The sequence below is a fragment of the Modicisalibacter coralii genome, assembly GCF_004117855.1.
In the GTDB taxonomy this organism is placed as follows: Bacteria; Pseudomonadota; Gammaproteobacteria; order Pseudomonadales; family Halomonadaceae; genus Modicisalibacter; species Modicisalibacter coralii.
This window is the reverse complement of record NZ_QWBW01000012.1, coordinates 136551-153401: the sequence shown is the minus strand read 5'-3', so window position 1 is coordinate 153401 and position 16851 is coordinate 136551. Positions and strand designations below refer to the sequence as shown.

The following is a 16851-nucleotide window of genomic DNA, read 5'->3' as shown; positions in this document are numbered from 1 at the left end:
AACGGCGTTTTGATAGCAGTATAAACCAAGCCACTAAAAATTAACAGGCTAACAAAAATGCCCAATCCGGTGCCTGCCGAGCGGCCAACGTCCGGGTAACGGTGAAGGCGCTGTCGCGCCTGCGCGCCTCAATCGCGGGTCTCGATGGCCCGCAGCAAGTGATCGGGCAGGATATGGTGCAGGCAATGGGTGTGCCCCAGGGGGCAGACCCGCTGGAAACAGGGCGAGCAATCCAGGGCCAGGTCATGAATGGCGGCGTTAGCGGTGAGCGGCGGCGTGTAGGCAGGCGACGACGAGCCGTAGATCGCCTGGATCCGGGTGCCGACGGCGGCGGCGACATGCATCAGCCCGGAGTCGTTGGTCACGACCTGCTCGCAGGCGGCCAGCAGGTCCACGGCGTCGGCGAGCTGGGTACGCCCGCACAGATTGACGACGTGATCGAGACCGCCGGCGATGACCTCGCCGTCCTCGGCGTCCTTGGGCCCGCCCAGCACCCAGACCCGATAGCCGTGTCGACCCAGCGTCTCGGCCAGTTCACGAAAGTGCGTCAACGGCCACTGCTTGGCGGGGCCGTATTCGGCCCCCGGCATCATGCCGATCACCGGACGATCGCTCTCCAGCGCCAGACACTCCCGCAGCCGCTGCTGGTTCGCGGGGTCGGTTCGCAACTGCGGTGCGGGAATCGCGAACTCGCCCTCCGCCTCGCCGGCATCGAGCCCCAGCGACACGAAACGCTTGACGGTCTGATCGAGCCGCGCCTTGTCGAGGCGACGCCGTTCGGTGAGCAGTATCACGCGCTGCTCGCCGGTGAAGCCGACCCGCTCGGGGATACGTGCCAGGAACGGCACCAGCGCCGACTTCCAGGAACGCGGCAGGACGATCGCCCGCTCGAAGCGCCCCTTGAGCGACCGCGCCACGTCCCGCCGCGTCCGCCAGCCGAACTCGCCGTGACCGACGTCGAGGGCGATCGCCTCGTCGACCTCGGGCATGCGCTCGAGAATCGGCAAGGACCAGCCCGGGGCCAGTACGCCGAGCCGGGCGCCGGGGTGACGCTGCTTGAGCGTGATGAACAGGCTCTGCGCCATGACCATGTCGCCGACCCAGGACGGGCCGACGACCAGCAGGCGCGGCGCGGGCGTCGCGTCAGCCATTCAACCAGTCCAGGTAGGCGCGAACCCCTTCGCGAACCGTCTTGAACTCGGCCTTATAGCCGGCCTCGCGCAGCCGGGTGATATCGGCGCGCGTATAGCTCTGGTAGCGCCCCTTGAGCCCCTCGGGAAAGTCGATGTACTCGATCTCACCCTTGTCGTAGTAGTCAATCACCGTCTCGGCGATCGCCTTGAACGGCTCGGCGCGGCCGGTTCCCAGATTGAAGATGCCGGAGACCTCGGGGTTGTCGAGGAACCACAGGTTCACGTCGACCACGTCGCCCACATAGACGAAGTCGCGGCTCTGCATGCCCGCATCAAAGCCATCCCAGGCCCCGAACAGCTTGGGGTTCTCGCCTGCCTGCACCTGGGTGTGGTGATGGAAGGCCACGCTGGCCATCTTGCCCTTGTGCTGCTCGCGGGGCCCGTAGACATTGAAGTAGCGAAAGCCCACCACCTGACTGGTGAAGTCTTCCCAGCGGGCCCGCACGTACTGGTCGAAGAGCAGCTTGGAGTAACCATAGACGTTGAGCGGTTTCTCGTGCTCCGGTGCCTCGACGAACACCTCGCTGCCCCCGTAGGTCGCCGCCGAGGACGCGTAGAGGAAGGGGATCCGCTTGTGCTGGCAGTAGTGCAGCAGCACCTTGGAGTACTCGAAATTGTTGTCGAGCATGAACTGACCGTCCCACTCGGTGGTGTCCGAGCAGGCGCCCTCGTGGAAGATCGCCTCGATCGGCGGCAGGCCGGCGCTCTCGCCGCGCAGCTCGGCCTTCACGCGCTCGAGGAAGTCGTCCTTGTCCAGGTAGTCGCCCAGCGTGCAGTCGACCAGATTGACGAACTTGGTGCCGTCCGTCAGGTCGTCGACCACCAGCACGTCGTCGTGGCCGCGCGCGTTGAGCGCCTTCACCAGATTGGCGCCGATGAACCCGGCGCCGCCCGTCACTACGATCATCTCGCGAATCCTCCGTGGATGAGCATTCCGCGCCGCCCGAGGGCAATTCGGCACGGTGCCTATAACCGATTAACCGCTAATTGTATACTTGGCGGTTCGTGAATTCATGGGCCAACGGTGACCCGCCAATGACACAGTCGATACCAGACGTGACTACCTTTCAGGGCCTGATCCTGGCTCTGCAGCAATACTGGGCCGAACAGGGCTGCGTGATCATGCAGCCGCTGGACATGGAAGTGGGGGCCGGTACCTTCCATCCCGCCACCTTCCTGCGCTCGATCGGCCCCGAGACCTGGAATGCCGCCTACGTGCAACCCTCGCGCCGTCCCACCGACGGCCGCTACGGCGAGAACCCCAATCGCCTGCAGCACTACTATCAGTTCCAGGTCGTCATGAAGCCGTCGCCGGCCGACCTGCAGGCTCTCTATCTCGGCTCGCTCGAGCGTCTGGGCATCGACCCGCTGGTTCACGACATCCGTTTCGTCGAGGACAACTGGGAATCCCCCACCCTCGGCGCCTGGGGCCTGGGCTGGGAAGTGTGGCTCAACGGCATGGAGGTGACCCAGTTCACCTACTTCCAGCAGGCCGGCGGCATCGAGTGCTACCCGGTCACCGGTGAACTGACCTATGGCCTGGAACGCATCGCCATGTACCTGCAGGACGTCGACAGCGTCTACGACCTGGTCTGGACGCTCGCGCCCGATGGCTCGCGGGTGACCTACGGCGACGTCTACCTGCAGAACGAGAAGGAGCAGTCGGCCTACAACTTCGAGCACGCCGACGTCCCGGCGCTGTTCGGTGCCTTCGATCACCTCGAGGGCGAGTGCGGCAAGCTGCTCGAGGCCGGCCTGCCACTGCCCGCCTACGAGATGGTGCTCAAGGCCTCGCATACCTTCAACCTGCTCGACGCCCGTCACGCCATCTCGGTCACCGAGCGTCAGCGCTATATCCTGCGCGTGCGCACCATGGCCCGTGACGTCGCCCACGCCTATTACGAATCACGCAAGGCTGCCGGCTTCCCCATGGCGCCGGATGCCCTGCGTCGCGAACTGCTGGAAGAACAGGGAGACGCTTGAGCATGGCATCCAACACCCTATTGATCGAACTGGGCGTCGAGGAACTGCCGCCGGGCGCCATCGACGCGCTATCCGACGCCCTGGCCGACGGCATCGCCGACGGGCTGCGTGACGCGGAAGTCACCTTCGGCGAGGTCCTCGCCTTCGCCACGCCACGGCGTCTGGCGGTGCAGATTCGCGAACTGGCCGACAAGCAGCCCGACCGCGAGATCGAGCGCCGCGGCCCGGCCCTGGCGGCCGCCTTCAAGGAGGGCCAGCCAACCAAGGCCGCCGAGGGCTTCGCCCGCTCCTGTGGCGTCGGCGTCGATGAACTGATCCACCTGGAGACCGACAAGGGCACCTGGCTGGGCTACCGCTACGAGCAGCCCGGTGAGGCGGTCACCGCCCTGCTGCCCGAGATCCTGGGCAAGGCCGTCGCCGCCCTGCCGGTGCCCAAGAACATGCGCTGGGGCGCCTCGCGGATCGAGTTCTCGCGCCCCGTCCACTGGCTGGTGGCGCTCTACGGCAGCGACGTGGTCGAGGCCGAGGTGCTGGGCCTTGCGGCGGGCCGCGAGACCCGCGGTCATCGTTTCCATGCCCCCGAGGCCCTGCCTCTTGACCACGCCGACGATTACCTGGCCGTCCTCGAGGAGGCCTATGTACTGGCCGATCGCCGGGTGCGTCGCGAGCGGATCCGCGAACAGGTGCTCGCCGAGGCCGAGGTCCAGGAGGCCACCGCGGTCATCGACCCGGCGCTGCTCGACGAAGTCAGCGGCCTGGTCGAATGGCCGGTGGCGCTCACCGGCAGCTTCGACGAACGTTTCCTCGACGTGCCCGCCGAGTGCCTGATCTCGTCGATGAAGGCCAACCAGAAGTACTTCCACCTGCTCGACGCCGCCGGCCAGCTCAAGCCGCTGTTCATCACCATCTCGAACATCGACAGCCGCGATCCGCAGCAGGTCATCGAAGGCAACGAGAAGGTCATTCGTCCACGCCTCGCGGATGCCGCCTTCTTCTACGAGACCGACCTCAAGCACAGCCTGGCTTCACGGCGGGAGGGCCTGGCCAGCGTCGTCTTTCAGCAGCAACTGGGCACCCTGGCCGACAAGGCCGAACGCAGCGAGGCCGTGGCACGCTACATCGCCGAGCGCATCGAGGGCGATGTCGAGCATGCCGGACGCGCGGCCCAGCTGGCCAAGTGCGACCTGGTCAGCGAGATGGTCCTGGAGTTTCCCGAATTGCAGGGCACCATGGGCTGCTACTACGCGCGCCACGATGGCGAAGCCGAGGATGTCGCCCAGGCCCTGCACGAGCAGTACCTGCCACGCTTCGCCGGCGATGCCATCCCGCGCACCAAGGCCGGGCTGGCCCTGGCCCTGGCCGACCGCCTGGACACCCTGACCGGCATCTTCGGTATCGGCCAACGGCCCACCGGCGCCAAGGACCCCTTCGCCCTGCGCCGTGCCGCCATCGGCGTGCTCAACATCCTGATCAAGGCCGAGCTGGATCTCGATCTTCGCGAACTGCTCGATGTGGCGGCCAGCCAGCACCGCAACCTGCCCAGGGCCGAAGGTCTGGTCGACGAGGTGCTCGAGTACATGCTCGACCGCTTCCGCGCCTGGACCCAGGACGAAGGCATTCCCGTCGAGGTCTATCTGGCGGTGCGCTCGCGGCCGGTGACCCGCCCGCTGGACTTCGCCCGGCGCATTCATGCCGTGCACGCCTTCAGCCATCGTGAGGAAGCCGCCGCCCTGGCCGCGGCCAACAAGCGTGTCTCCAATATCCTCGGCAAGCAGGGGGACGAGGTTGCCGAGTCGGTCGCCACCGACCTGCTCGAACAGCAGGCCGAACGCGCCCTGGCCGAGGCACTGGCGACGCGCCGCCGTGAGGTCGCCCCGCTATTCGCCGAGGCCCGTTACAGCGAAGCCCTCGACGCCCTGGCCGCCTTGCGCGCCCCGGTCGATACCTTCTTCGACGAGGTGATGGTCATGGCCGACGATCAAGCCGTGCGCCGCAACCGTCTGGCGCTGTTGGCCGACCTGCAGAGCCTGTTTCTCGAAATCGCGGATATCGCCGAACTCCCCCAGTAATCCGGCTTGCACGCCGTCGAACCGGAGCCCTGGCGGCTCCGGTTTTTTTTGTGTCGCAAGGCACGGTGTTTCACGTGAAACGCCGCGGGCGGCGGTCGATGCGCCAGGGTTTCTTTCCAGCCATCGAAAGCACTCTCCATGGGCGGCGGCTCCGCTCTTCCCTCTTCCCAACGTTGTTTCACGTGAAACACGACCCTAGACTGTGGCTCTCGAACCAACAGGATCCCGCCGCATGAACCCGAAACTCGTCATCCTCGATCGCGACGGGGTCATCAATCGCGACTCCGACGCCTACGTCAAGTCGCTGGAGGAATTCCAGCCCTACCCCTGGGCGATCGAGGCGATCGCCCGGCTCTGCCGACATGGCTGGCGTGTCGCCGTGGCCACCAATCAGTCGGGAATCGCCCGTGGCTATTTCGACCGCGCCACCCTCGAGGCCATGCACCGTCGGCTGAATGCCCTCGTCCAGGCGGCCGGCGGACACATCGAGCATATCGCCGTCTGCCCGCATGGCCCGGATGACGGTTGCGCGTGTCGCAAGCCGTTGCCCGGCCTGCTCACGGAGATCCGCCATTCGCTCGACCTCCCCTCGCTGGCGGGGAGCTGGATGGTCGGTGACAGCCTGCGCGATATCGAGGCCGGCCGCGCGGCGGGCTGTCGCGTCGCGCTGGTGCGCAGCGGCAAGGGCACGAGGACCCTCGAGACGCATGCCGAGGTGCTCGCCGACGTGCCTGTTCACGATGACCTCGCGGCTTTCGTCGAGGCCCTCCTGAACAGCGACTCTCCTCTGGCCCGCTGATCCGGAGCGCTCATGGACCATCGCCAGTTGACCTTCCTGGTCGCGCTCGCCCGGGAACGCCATTTTGGCCGCGCGGCCAAGGCCTGCCACGTCACGCAACCGACCCTATCGGCCCGCCTGCAGCAGCTCGAGGAAGAGCTGGGCACGTCGCTGATTCGCCGCAGCCGTCGCTTCGAAGGACTGACGCCCGAGGGTCAACGCGTGCTCGCCCATGCCCACCGTATTCTCGATGAATTCGACGCCCTGCGCGCCGATGTCGGCCCCGACACCGCCCCGAGCGGCTGCCTGAGTCTGGGCGTGATTCCCTCGGCGCTGCATGCCCTCGATACCCATCTGCCGGCGCTGCGCAACGCCTTTCCCCGGTTGCGCCTGCGTATCCGCGAACTGGCCACGTCGGCCCTCGCCCAGGGGCTCGAGGACGGTTCGCTGGATCTGGTGATGGGCTATACCGACGCACCGGCCATGGCCGGCTATGCGCACCGCGAACTCTACCGCGAGCGGCCCGCACTGATCGCCTCGCCAGCTCATTTCTCGCTTCCCGAAACGCCACGCTGGCAAGCCCTCGACCAGTGGCCGCTATGCCTGCTGACGCCGGAAATGGAACACCGCAAGCGACTCGAAACCCGCCTGGCCGGCCACGGCCTCTCGGTGGCCCCGGTCGTCGAGACCAATTCAATCACTACGCTGGAGGTCATGCTGCGCAGCGGGGTCGGTGTGAGTGTGCTGCCAGCACATTTCGGCGAGCACTTCACCAACGGCTCCCCACTGGATGTCCGCCTCCTGCCGGGCGACGGGGACCGTATCGGCCTGCTGTGGCACGCCACCCGCTCGCCCAGTCGGCGACTGCAGGCAGCGTTGTCGCTGTGGCAGTCCGCCGCCGACCTCACTTGATCGGCGTCGTCTATCGGCTCATCCGGCAGAACAATTGGCCGCCGCCACAACATCGCCGTAAGCTAATGGATTGATTCGACTCCGGAGCTTGCCCATGAGCGACTCGTCCCTGCCGACCGACGACCCCCTCCCCCTGGCCGACCCTCGAAAGACTCGCCACCCGCGCATCGCCCCCTACCCCGGCCCTGCGGGCGGCTGGGGGGCGCTGAAGAGCGTCGGCCGCCATCTGTTGCACAACCAGTCGCCGCTCAAGGGCAGTCGCTCCCTGCTGGCCACCAACCAGCCTGAAGGGTTCGACTGCCCGGGCTGCGCCTGGGGCGATCCCGAGCACGAATCCTCCTTCGAATTCTGCGAGAACGGCGTCAAGGCGGTCTCGTGGGAAACCACGGCCAAACGGGTCACCCGACGGTTCTTCGCGCAGCACACCGTCAGCGAGATGCGCGGTTGGGATGACTTCCGGCTCGAGGATCAGGGTCGGCTCACCGAACCGATGCGCTACGACGCGGCCAGCGACCGCTACCACCCCATCGATTGGGAGGACGCCTTCGCCCTGATCGCCGATCATCTCGCCGCCATCGACCCCGACCGCGCGCTGTTCTATACCTCCGGTCGAGCCAGCAACGAGGCGGCCTACCTCTACCAGCTGTTTGCCCGGGTCTATGGCACCAACAACCTGCCGGACTGCTCCAACATGTGCCACGAGGCCAGCGGGTTGGGCATGACGGCCAGCCTGGGTGTCGGCAAGGGCACGGTGACCCTGGAAGACTTCGAACATGCCGATGCCATTCTTGTCTTCGGCCAGAATCCCGGCACCAATCATCCTCGCATGCTCGGCGATCTGCGCCGCGCCGCCGAGCGTGGCGCGGCGATCCTCACCTTCAACCCGCTGCGCGAGCGGGGACTGGAGCGCTTCGCCGATCCACAGAACGCGCTCGAGATGCTCAGCGGCGGCAGCCATCGCATCAGCTCGCACTACTTCCAGCCCAAGCTGGGTGGTGACATGGCTGCGGTGCGCGGCATCGCCAAGGCGCTGTTCACGATGATCGACGTCGGCGACTACACACCGGACCGGGCTTTCCTCGACACTCTGACCGAAGGCCTGGATGCCTGGCGGGCCCGGGTGGAAGCCACCGACTGGGCGCACATCGAGGCCCAGTCCGGGCTGAGCCGTGACGAACTCGCCCGGGCCGCGACGGTCTATGCGCACTCACGCCGGGTCATCGCCACCTGGGCGATGGGCATCACCCAGCACGTGCATTCGGTCGACACCGTACGCGAGATCGTCAATCTGCTGTTGCTGGGCGGTCACGTGGGCCGCGAAGGTGCCGGCTTGTGCCCGGTTCGCGGTCACTCCAACGTTCAGGGCAACCGCACCGTCGGCATCGACGAGAAGGCCCCCGGCTGGCTGATCGACGCCCTCGAGGCCCGCTACGGCCGGCCCCTGCCGCGCCGCCCGGGACACAATACGGTGTCGGCGATCGCCGCCCTGGAGCGTGGCGACGCGGACGTGTTCGTCGCCCTGGGCGGCAATTTCGCCCGGGCGACGCCGGATACCCCGCGAACCGAGGCAGCACTGGGCCGGACGCGTCTCAACGTACAGATCAGCACCAAACTCAACCGCAGTCATTTGATGATCGGCGAGGACGCGCTGATCCTGCCCTGCCTGGGGCGCAGCGAACACGACCACCAGGGGCCGGACGGCGAGATCCAGGCGATCAGCGTCGAGGACTCCATGTCGATGGTGCATGCCAGCCGCGGTCGCGTGGCACCGGCCTCGCCGGCACTGCGCTCGGAACCGACGATCGTCGCGGGTATTGCCGAGGCGACCCTCGCCCGCACGCCCTCGCGTGAGACGGCGGCCGGACAGCCTCTCGACTGGCAGAACTGGGTCAGCGACTACGACCGCATTCGTGCGGAGATCGAAGCCGTGATCCCCGGGTTCGAGGCCTTTAATGCCCGCCTGCGCCAACCCCGCGGTTTCGCCCTCGACAACCCGGCCCGGCAGCGGCGCTTTCCCACGCCATCGGGCAAGGCGATGTTCTCGCGTGCCGAGCTGCCCGAGGCGGTGATGCACCAGCGGCTGCATGAACGTCGCGACGCGGGCTGGCTGACGCTGCAGACCCTGCGCAGTCACGACCAGTACAACACCACGATCTACGGTTATGACGACCGCTATCGAGGCGTTCACGGCCAACGTCGCGTGCTGTTCATCAACGCCGGAGACCTCGCACGGCTGGGATTGCGTGACGGGGACTGGGTCGACCTGGTGGGTGAGCCACACCAGGATCGCGAGCGCCGAGCGGCGGCTTTCCGCCTCGTCAGCTACGCCATCCCGGCCGGTTGCTGTGCGGCCTACTACCCGGAAACCAACCCGCTGGTGCCGCTGGAAAGCGTGGGCATCGGGACCGACACACCGACCTCCAAGGCGGTGGCGATCCGGCTCGAGCGCAGTCGTCGCCTCGCCTGAGGCGACAATGTAGAGACCGCCCTGCATGAAGACGCCCCGGCCGACGAGCGTCGACCGGGGCGTTTTCCGGGGTCAGCATGTTTCACGTGAAACACACCACCACCCTCTTGCCATCAACCGCCGGATCAGATGTCGAGGTTGGCCACCAGGGCATTCTGCTCGATGAAATCGCGGCGCGGCTCGACCTCATCGCCCATCAGGGTGTTGAACATCATGTCCGCGGCCACGGCGTCTTCGATCGATACGCGCAGCATGCGCCGCGACTCGGGGTCCATGGTGGTTTCCCACAACTGATCGGGGTTCATCTCGCCCAGCCCCTTGTAGCGCTGGATGGAGAAACCTCGCTGAGCCTCGCTCATCAGCCAGTCGAGCGCCTCGTAGAAACTGGCCACCGGCTTGCTGCGCTCGCCGCGGGCCACGTAGGCGCCCTCGCCCAGCAGGTCGTTGAGGGTCTCGCCCAGTGCCGCCAACTTGCGATAGTCGGCACTGCGGAAGAAGTCCGCCCCCCAGATGTAGTCGGTGGTCACGCCATGTGCCGTCAGCGAGACGCCGGGCAGGAAAAGCCCTCGCTCATCGTCCTCCTGCAACTGGAAGACGTAGCGCGGCCCGCCTTCATAAGCAACCAAGGCGTCCATCTCCTTCTGCAGAAACTCGATCCAGTTCTGCATGGTGACCCGATCGCGCAGGCTTTCCTCGCCGTCGAGCGTCGCAGCGTGAACGATCTTGCGCAGCACCTCGCTGGGATAGACCCGCGAGAGGCGATCGATGCGCTTCATGACGTCGCGATACTGGGTGACCAGCGCCTCGAGCTGCTCGCCGCCGATGCCGGGAGCATCCGGGTTGACGTGCAGCCGCGCGCCATCCATCGCCGTGGTCGTCAGATAGTCGAGCAGCGCCTGCTCGTCCTTGAGATACATCTCCTGCTTGCCACGCTTGATCTTGTACAACGGCGGCTGGGCGATGAAGACGTGGCCGCGCTCGATCAACTCGGGCATCTGCCGGAAGAAGAAGGTCAGCAGCAGCGTGCGGATATGCGACCCGTCGACATCGGCGTCGGTCATGATGATGATCGAGTGATAGCGCAGCTTGTCCGGGTTGAACTCCTCGCGCCCGATGCCGCAGCCCAGCGCGGTGATCAGGGTGCCCACCTCGGCCGAGGAGAGCATCTTGTCGAAGCGCGCCTTCTCGACGTTGAGGATCTTGCCCTTGAGCGGCAGGATCGCCTGGGTACGGCGATCGCGGCCCTGCTTGGCGCTACCGCCGGCGGAGTCACCCTCGACCAGGTAAAGTTCGGACAGGCTGGGGTCCTTCTCCTGGCAATCGGCCAGCTTGCCGGGCAGGCCGGCGATATCCAGCGCGCCCTTGCGCCGGGTCATGTCGCGCGCCTTGCGTGCCGCCTCGCGGGCCCGCGCGGCGTCGATCATCTTGTTGACGATCGACTTGGCCTCGCCCGGGTGCTCGATCAGATAATCGGAGAAGTGCCGGCTCAACTCCTGGTCGACCGCGGTCTTGACCTCCGAGGAGACCAGCTTGTCCTTGGTCTGGGAGGAGAACTTGGGATCGGGCACCTTGACCGAGATGATCGCGGTGAGACCTTCGCGGGCGTCGTCACCGGAGGTGGCCACCTTGGCCTTCTTCTGAATGTCCTCGGCTTCGATATAGCTGTTGAGGCTACGTGTCAGCGCCGCGCGAAACCCCGCCATGTGGGTGCCGCCATCGCGCTGCGGGATGTTGTTGGTATAGCAGAAGACGTTCTCGGCAAAGGTGTCGTTCCACTGCATCGCCACCTCGACGGTGATGCCGTCGGGGCGCTGGGCCTCGAAATGGAATACCGGGTTGAGCGTGCTCTTGTTGGTGTTCAGGTGATTGACAAAGGCCTTGAGACCGCCCTCGTAATGGAACAGCTCTTCCTTGCCGCTGCGCTCGTCGGTGAGGCGAATCGCCACCCCGGAGTTGAGAAAGGACAGTTCGCGCAGCCGCTTGGCGAGGATATCGTAGTGGAATTCGATGTTGGCGAACGTCTGCGGCGAGGGCCGGAAGTGCACCCGCGTGCCGCTCTGCTCCGTCTGCCCGACCACCGACAGCGGCGCCTGTGGCACGCCATGCTGATAGATCTGCTCGTAGACGTCACCGGCGCGCCACACGGTCAGCTTGAGCTCCTCGGACAGGGCGTTGACCACGGACACCCCGACGCCGTGCAGACCGCCGGAGACCTTGTAGGAGTTGTCGTCGAACTTGCCGCCGGCATGCAGCACGGTCATGATCACCTCGGCCGCCGACACGCCCTCGCCGCTGTGGATATCGGTGGGGATGCCACGCCCGTTGTCGCTGACCGTTACCGACTCGTCGGGATGGATGATCACACGGATCTCGCTGCAGTAACCCGCCAGCGCCTCGTCGATGGAGTTGTCCACCAGCTCGAAGACCATGTGGTGCAGGCCGGTACCGTCGTCGGTATCACCGATGTACATGCCGGGCCGTTTGCGCACGGCATCCAGCCCCTTGAGGACCTTGATGCTCGATGAGTCGTAAGCCTGTTCGCTCATTGACTACTCCGTCGTGAAGTCATTCGTTCCGTGTGCCTCCAGCCGGCCCTGTTTCACGTGAAACATCGCAACGGCCGTCTCCGGTTGCCACATGCCCGCCAATGCCTCGGGGTCGACACTGGTGATGAATACCTGACACTGCATACGTTCCAGCCAGTGGCAGAAGGTACGCCGATGGGCGGTATCGAGCTCCGCAGCGAGATCGTCGATCAAGTAGAGACACTTGCGTCCGGTACTGGCCTCGAGCAGGCGCCCCTGGGCCAGCTTCATCGCGCTGACCACGAGCTTCTGCTGCCCCCGGGAGAGCACCTCGACCGCCGGCCGACGCTCGACACGAATGCGCAGATCGGCGCGCTGCGGTCCCTGCTGGGTAAAGCCCATCTGATGGTCCGTCGCCCGGCCCTGCTCAAGCACGTCGGCCAGCTCACGTCGTCGATCCCAGCCGCGGTAATAGCGCAACTCGAGCCCCGGCATCGGCAGCAACTCGGCCAACGTCTCGTCGAACACGGGGAGGAAGGCCGTCATGTATTCGCTGCGCAGGGCGTCGAGTCGGTCGCTCCAGTGCACCAGTTCACGTTCCCAGACGACGATCGACTGGGCATCCATTCTATCACGCTTGAGCAGGGCGTTCCGATGTTTCAACGCGCGTCGAACCCGCTTCCAGACCTCGAAGAAGTCGTGTTTCACGTGAAACACACCCCAGTCGAGAAACTCGCGCCGCGACGCCGGCGACCCTTCGAGAAGGCGGAAGGCATCGGGGTTGATCAACTGCAGCGGCAGCGCTTCGACGAGCTGGGCGATGCGCGATACGCGCTCGCCGGCCATGCGCATTTCCAGCTCGCTCTCGCTGCGGTGGCGGCGGACGCCGATGGGAATCGGGGGGTCGCCGCCGAGACGCCCGTGGACGGTCATGCTATCGCCCGCATGGGCGATGGCCTGCTTGACCTGCTGGGTCCGAAAGGAGCGTCCCATGCCGAGGATGTGGATCCCCTCGAGCAGACTGGTCTTGCCGCTGCCGTTATCGCCGACGATCAGGTTGACGGCTGGCGACGGTCGCATCTCGAGCGGCGCGAGATTACGCAATCCCAGGAAGGAGAGACGGTCGAGAGGCATCGAGGCGGATCCGTGGAGCGCCCGGAGGCGCTCCGCAAGCGATCGGTGGGATCAGAGACGCATGGGCATGACGACGTAGAGCGCGTCGCCACCGCCCGGTTCTTCCATGATCGCACTGCTGTTGGGGTCGGAGAGAATCATCTGCATGCGCTCGTTGTCGAGGGCATTGAGCACGTCGATCAGATAGCCGACGTTGAAGCCGATCTCCATGGCATCGCCGTCGTACTCGATCGCCACGTTCTCCTCGGCCTCTTCCTGCTCCGGGTTGTTGGCCAGCACGCGCAGGTTGCCGCTCTCCAGGTTGAGGCGCACGCCGCGATACTTCTCGTTGGAGAGGATCGAGGTCCGCGACAGGACCTGGCGCAACTCGGCGCGATCGGCGATGAAGGTCTTGTCGCCGCCTCGCGGGATGACCCGCTCGTAGTCGGGGAACTTGCCGTCGACCAGCTTGGAGGTGAAGGTGAATTCGCCGGTATGCGCGCGGATGTGATTGGCCCCCAGGGTCAGGCTGACCGGCTCGTCGCTGCCATCGAGCAACCGGGCCAGTTCCAGCACCCCCTTGCGCGGCACGATCAGCTTCTGGGAGGGCTCGACGTCGATCTCGGCGCTACGCGTGCACATCGCCAGACGGTGACCGTCGGTGGCGACCGTACGCACCAGGTGATGCCCGAACTCCAGCAGCATGCCATTGAGGTAATAGCGCACGTCCTGCTGGGCCATGGCGAAGCCCGTGGCGTCGATGAGGTGCTTGAGCGTCCCGCGCGGCAGGCTGAGCTCCTGGCTGACCTGGCCATCCTCGATATTGGGAAACTCGGCCACCGGCAGGGTGGAGAGCGTGAACCGCGAGCGACCGGCGCGCAGAATCGCCCTGCCCTCCTCCAGCGTGAAGGTGATCTCCGACTGATCGGGCAACGACTTGCAGATGTCCATCAGCTTGCGCGCCGGCACCGTTGCCGAGCCGGGCTCGTCGACCTGACTGGGCTCGGCCCGGCCGATCAGTTCCACTTCGAGATCCGTCCCGGTCAGGGCCAGGCGGGCATCCTGTACCTCGATTAGCACGTTGGAAAGGACCGGCAGCGTCTGGCGTCGTTCGACCACCCCCGCCACCAACGACAGCGGGCGCAGCAGGGCTTCACGGGAGATGGAAAATTTCATGGGGACTCCACTCTGTCCTGAATATCAAGGCGATGATGGGCGTCACGAGGGCCATCGGGATCCGTCAGCTGGTCAGTAGCCGCATCAGATTCTTGTAGTCCTCGCGAATGTCGGCGCTCTCTTCCTGAAGGGCCTGCACCTTGCGGCACGCGTGCAGTACGGTCGTATGGTCCCGGCCGCCGAACGCATCACCGATCTCCGGCAAGCTGTGATTCGTCAATTCCTTGGCCAGCGCCATGGCCACCTGACGTGGCCGGGCAACGGAGCGCGAACGACGCTTCGAGAGCAGGTCCGCCACCTTGATCTTGTAGTACTCGGCCACGGTGCGCTGGATATTGTCCACGCCGACCTGCTTGTCCTGCAAAGCCAGCAGGTCCTTGAGCGACTCGCGAATGAAGTCCTGGGTGATCGGCTTGCCCATGAAGTGCGAATCGGCGATCACCTTCTTCAACGCGCCTTCCAGCTCGCGAACGTTGGAGCGAATCTTCTGGGCGATGAAGAAGGCCGCGTCATGCGGCAGGTCCACCTTGGCCTGATCGGCCTTCTTCATCAGGATCGCCACCCGTGTCTCGAGCTCGGGTGGCTCGATCGCCACCGTCAGCCCCCAGCCGAAACGCGACTTGAGGCGCTCTTCCACCCCGCTGATCTCCTTCGGGTAGCGATCCGAGGTGAGAATCATCTGCTGGCCGCCCTCGAGCAGGGCGTTGAAGGTGTGGAAGAACTCCTCCTGGGAACGTTCCTTGCCGGCGAAGAACTGGATGTCATCGATCAGCAAGGCATCGACGCTGCGATAGAAACGCTTGAAATCATTGATGGCATTGAGTTGCAGCGCCTTGACCATGTCGGCGACGAAGCGCTCGGAGTGCAGGTAGACCACTCGCGCATTGTCGCGCTGCAGCGCCAGCTGATTGCCCACCGCATGCATCAGGTGGGTCTTGCCCAGACCCACGCCACCATACAGAAACAGCGGATTGTAGGCGCCCCCCGGATTCTCGGAGACCTGCCGGGATGCCGCCCGGGCCAGCTGGTTCGACTTGCCCTCGACGAAGGTGTCGAAGGTGAAGTTGGGATTGAGCCCGCTCTGGTGCTTGAGGCTGCCCTCGACTTGAACCTGGCGCTCCGCCGGCGGCGAGGCACGCCTGGCGGTCTCGTCACGCAGTTGCTCGATCTCCTGCTCGTCGGCGTAATCGCCTCGCGGCGGCGTCTGTACCGCCGGCGCAGGCGGCTGACGAAAGCGGCTCGCGGAAACCGGGTTGCCCAGCTCCCGCGGCTGCGGGCTGGGCGCGGCACGCCGACTGCCCACCGCCAGCGACACCTTGGGTGGCTTGGCGGGTGCCAGTTCCCGGAGCAGCTCGTTGATTCGCTTGAGGTACTTGTCGCTGACCCAGTCACGCACGAAGCGATTGGGTGCCAGCAGGCTGAGCTCGTTGGACGACGTATCCTCCGCCTGGAGCGGGCGGATCCAGGTATTGAACTGCTGTGAACTCAGTTCGTCCTGCAGGTAATCCAGACATTGTTGCCAAAGAGCGACCGACACGCGAGCGATCCATCCCAGTTTGCGAATGACCGGGCATTGTAGCGCCCCGAGGTCGAGTTATCCACACGAGCGGGGGTTGCCCGCATGCTGTGGAAAACTGACGTACAGGACGGTTGACGAATGGGGTACACAGCCTGAACAACCCGGACCCGGTGGACAACCGTCGCTTTCATCCACAGGCCCAACGCAGGCCGCCGACAGCTTCCGGGCATCTTGTCAACGCAGGTGTCAATAGACCAAGCATTTGATACGAAAGGGTAAAACCTGGTTATCCACAAAAAGTATCCCCAATAGTAATAACAACATCATTTAAAATGAAAAGTTATTGTAGTGACTGCCTGCCAGGATGAATCTTCCCGCCACGGGCACCGGCGAAGTCGCGAGACACACGGCCCCGCAACCGCTGATGGCCGAGCGTCGAAAACCGGGTGTGGATAATCGCGCGCAAAAATTGCACGCGGCCCGCGAATTCACTAGAATTCCCGGCCTTGAGCCGAATCCGCCCAGCGTTCCCTTCGCGGGGCCCGGCACCTGGCAATCCAATCCATCACGTGGGAAACCGCCGTTATGAAACGCACTTTTCAACCCAGCGTTCTGAAGCGCAAGCGTGTGCACGGCTTCCGTGCTCGCATGGCTACCAAGAATGGTCGTCAGATCCTGGCGCGCCGTCGTGCCAAGGGCCGCAAGCGTCTGAGCGCTTGATCGGCCCCGAATGTCCTGTCAGGGCTTTCCCCGGCAATTGCGTCTGCTGAACGCCGGGGACTATCGCTACGTTTTCGATCACGCCACGTACAAGGTCCATGCCAGAGGGATCCTGGCCCTGGCCAGATCCAACGCGCTGGGCCATCCTCGCGTCGGGCTGGTCGTGAGCAAGAAGAATGTTCGTCGTGCCGTCGATCGCAACCGTTTGAAGCGTCTGGTGCGTGAATCCATCCGTCTTCGGCAGCATCGTCTGCCCGACGTGGATATCGTGGTCCTCGCCCGCCGTGGCGTCAGCGACCTGGATAACCCCACGTTGCATCGTCAGCTGCACGGCTTGTGGCGACGCCTGGAAAAGGAGGTTCGCAAGCATTCGGCCGTTGCCTCATCCTCCTGACC

General features: G+C 65.2%; 13 protein-coding genes. 7 read left to right on the top strand and 6 right to left on the bottom strand.

What is annotated here, in order from left to right; translation table 11 throughout:
* Positions 1-128: 128 nt before the first annotated feature.
* Both waaF and rfaD read right to left on the bottom strand, forming a co-directional pair.
* Positions 129-1151, bottom strand: coding sequence for a lipopolysaccharide heptosyltransferase II (gene waaF, locus D0901_RS08070; protein ID WP_129139788.1), 1023 nt, complete (start codon positions 1149-1151; stop codon positions 129-131).
* Complete coding sequence (rfaD, locus tag D0901_RS08065) at positions 1144-2100, bottom strand: ADP-glyceromanno-heptose 6-epimerase (RefSeq protein ID WP_129139787.1); 957 nt, start codon at positions 2098-2100, stop codon at positions 1144-1146. Before rfaD ends, waaF begins: the two co-directional genes overlap by 8 nt.
* A 128-nt stretch (positions 2101-2228) precedes the next feature.
* Here rfaD and glyQ point away from each other — a divergent pair, with 128 nt between their 5' ends.
* The 5 genes from glyQ (at position 2229) to D0901_RS08040 (ending at position 9402) form a co-directional block, all read left to right on the top strand.
* On the top strand, positions 2229-3176 hold the full coding sequence (gene glyQ / locus D0901_RS08060) for a glycine--tRNA ligase subunit alpha (RefSeq protein WP_129139786.1): 948 nt from the start codon (positions 2229-2231) through the stop codon (positions 3174-3176).
* Positions 3177-3178: 2 nt separating this feature from the next.
* The gene (glyS, locus tag D0901_RS08055; RefSeq protein WP_129139785.1) at positions 3179-5245 is read left to right on the top strand and encodes a glycine--tRNA ligase subunit beta; all 2067 of its coding nucleotides are present in this window, start codon (positions 3179-3181) and stop codon (positions 5243-5245) included.
* Positions 5246-5477: 232 nt separating this feature from the next.
* On the top strand, positions 5478-6044 hold the full coding sequence (gmhB, locus tag D0901_RS08050) for a D-glycero-beta-D-manno-heptose 1,7-bisphosphate 7-phosphatase (protein ID WP_129139784.1): 567 nt from the start codon (positions 5478-5480) through the stop codon (positions 6042-6044).
* Between the two features lie 12 nt (positions 6045-6056).
* Entirely contained in the window at positions 6057-6935 is an 879-nt protein-coding gene (locus tag D0901_RS08045) for a LysR family transcriptional regulator (RefSeq protein ID WP_129139783.1), read from the top strand.
* Between the two features lie 94 nt (positions 6936-7029).
* On the top strand, positions 7030-9402 hold the full coding sequence (locus D0901_RS08040; RefSeq protein WP_129139782.1) for an FdhF/YdeP family oxidoreductase: 2373 nt from the start codon (positions 7030-7032) through the stop codon (positions 9400-9402).
* 125 nt (positions 9403-9527) lie between these two features.
* On the opposite strand, the gene gyrB is transcribed toward D0901_RS08040, so the two are convergent.
* From gyrB to dnaA, 4 genes are all read right to left on the bottom strand, one after another.
* Positions 9528-11948 (bottom strand): DNA topoisomerase (ATP-hydrolyzing) subunit B, encoded by a 2421-nt coding sequence (gyrB, locus tag D0901_RS08035; RefSeq protein WP_129139781.1) that lies wholly within the window; start codon positions 11946-11948, stop codon positions 9528-9530.
* A 3-nt stretch (positions 11949-11951) separates the two neighbouring features.
* Positions 11952-13061 carry a DNA replication/repair protein RecF gene (gene recF / locus D0901_RS08030; RefSeq protein WP_129139780.1) on the bottom strand — a complete coding sequence of 370 codons (1110 nt, stop codon included), beginning with the start codon at positions 13059-13061 and terminating at the stop codon, positions 11952-11954.
* Positions 13062-13112: 51 nt separating this feature from the next.
* Positions 13113-14216 (bottom strand): DNA polymerase III subunit beta, encoded by a 1104-nt coding sequence (dnaN, locus tag D0901_RS08025; protein WP_129139779.1) that lies wholly within the window; start codon positions 14214-14216, stop codon positions 13113-13115.
* Positions 14217-14280: 64 nt separating this feature from the next.
* Complete coding sequence (gene dnaA, locus D0901_RS08020; protein WP_129139778.1) at positions 14281-15753, bottom strand: chromosomal replication initiator protein DnaA; 1473 nt, start codon at positions 15751-15753, stop codon at positions 14281-14283.
* Positions 15754-16320: 567 nt separating this feature from the next.
* Here dnaA and rpmH point away from each other — a divergent pair.
* The gene (gene rpmH, locus D0901_RS08015; protein ID WP_129139777.1) at positions 16321-16455 is read left to right on the top strand and encodes a 50S ribosomal protein L34; all 135 of its coding nucleotides are present in this window, start codon (positions 16321-16323) and stop codon (positions 16453-16455) included.
* 10 nt (positions 16456-16465) lie between these two features.
* Positions 16466-16849: a ribonuclease P protein component gene (rnpA, locus tag D0901_RS08010; RefSeq protein ID WP_129139776.1), complete on the top strand. Its 384-nt coding sequence runs from the start codon at positions 16466-16468 to the stop codon at positions 16847-16849.
* The last annotated feature ends 2 nt before the right edge of the window (positions 16850-16851 follow it).

Bases quoted from the DNA above. Each gene is read 5' to 3' on its own strand.
- waaF (WP_129139788.1), bottom strand. From the start codon at position 1,151: ATGGCTGACGCGACGCCCGCGCCGCGCCTGCTGGTCGTCGGCCCGTCC.
- rfaD (WP_129139787.1), bottom strand. From the start codon at position 2,100: ATGATCGTAGTGACGGGCGGCGCCGGGTTCATCGGCGCCAATCTGGTG.
- glyQ (WP_129139786.1), top strand. From the start codon at position 2,229: ATGACACAGTCGATACCAGACGTGACTACCTTTCAGGGCCTGATCCTG.
- glyS (WP_129139785.1), top strand. From the start codon at position 3,179: ATGGCATCCAACACCCTATTGATCGAACTGGGCGTCGAGGAACTGCCG.
- gmhB (WP_129139784.1), top strand. From the start codon at position 5,478: ATGAACCCGAAACTCGTCATCCTCGATCGCGACGGGGTCATCAATCGC.
- D0901_RS08045 (WP_129139783.1), top strand. From the start codon at position 6,057: ATGGACCATCGCCAGTTGACCTTCCTGGTCGCGCTCGCCCGGGAACGC.
- D0901_RS08040 (WP_129139782.1), top strand. From the start codon at position 7,030: ATGAGCGACTCGTCCCTGCCGACCGACGACCCCCTCCCCCTGGCCGAC.
- gyrB (WP_129139781.1), bottom strand. From the start codon at position 11,948: ATGAGCGAACAGGCTTACGACTCATCGAGCATCAAGGTCCTCAAGGGG.
- recF (WP_129139780.1), bottom strand. From the start codon at position 13,061: ATGCCTCTCGACCGTCTCTCCTTCCTGGGATTGCGTAATCTCGCGCCG.
- dnaN (WP_129139779.1), bottom strand. From the start codon at position 14,216: ATGAAATTTTCCATCTCCCGTGAAGCCCTGCTGCGCCCGCTGTCGTTG.
- rpmH (WP_129139777.1), top strand. From the start codon at position 16,321: ATGAAACGCACTTTTCAACCCAGCGTTCTGAAGCGCAAGCGTGTGCAC.
- rnpA (WP_129139776.1), top strand. From the start codon at position 16,466: ATGTCCTGTCAGGGCTTTCCCCGGCAATTGCGTCTGCTGAACGCCGGG.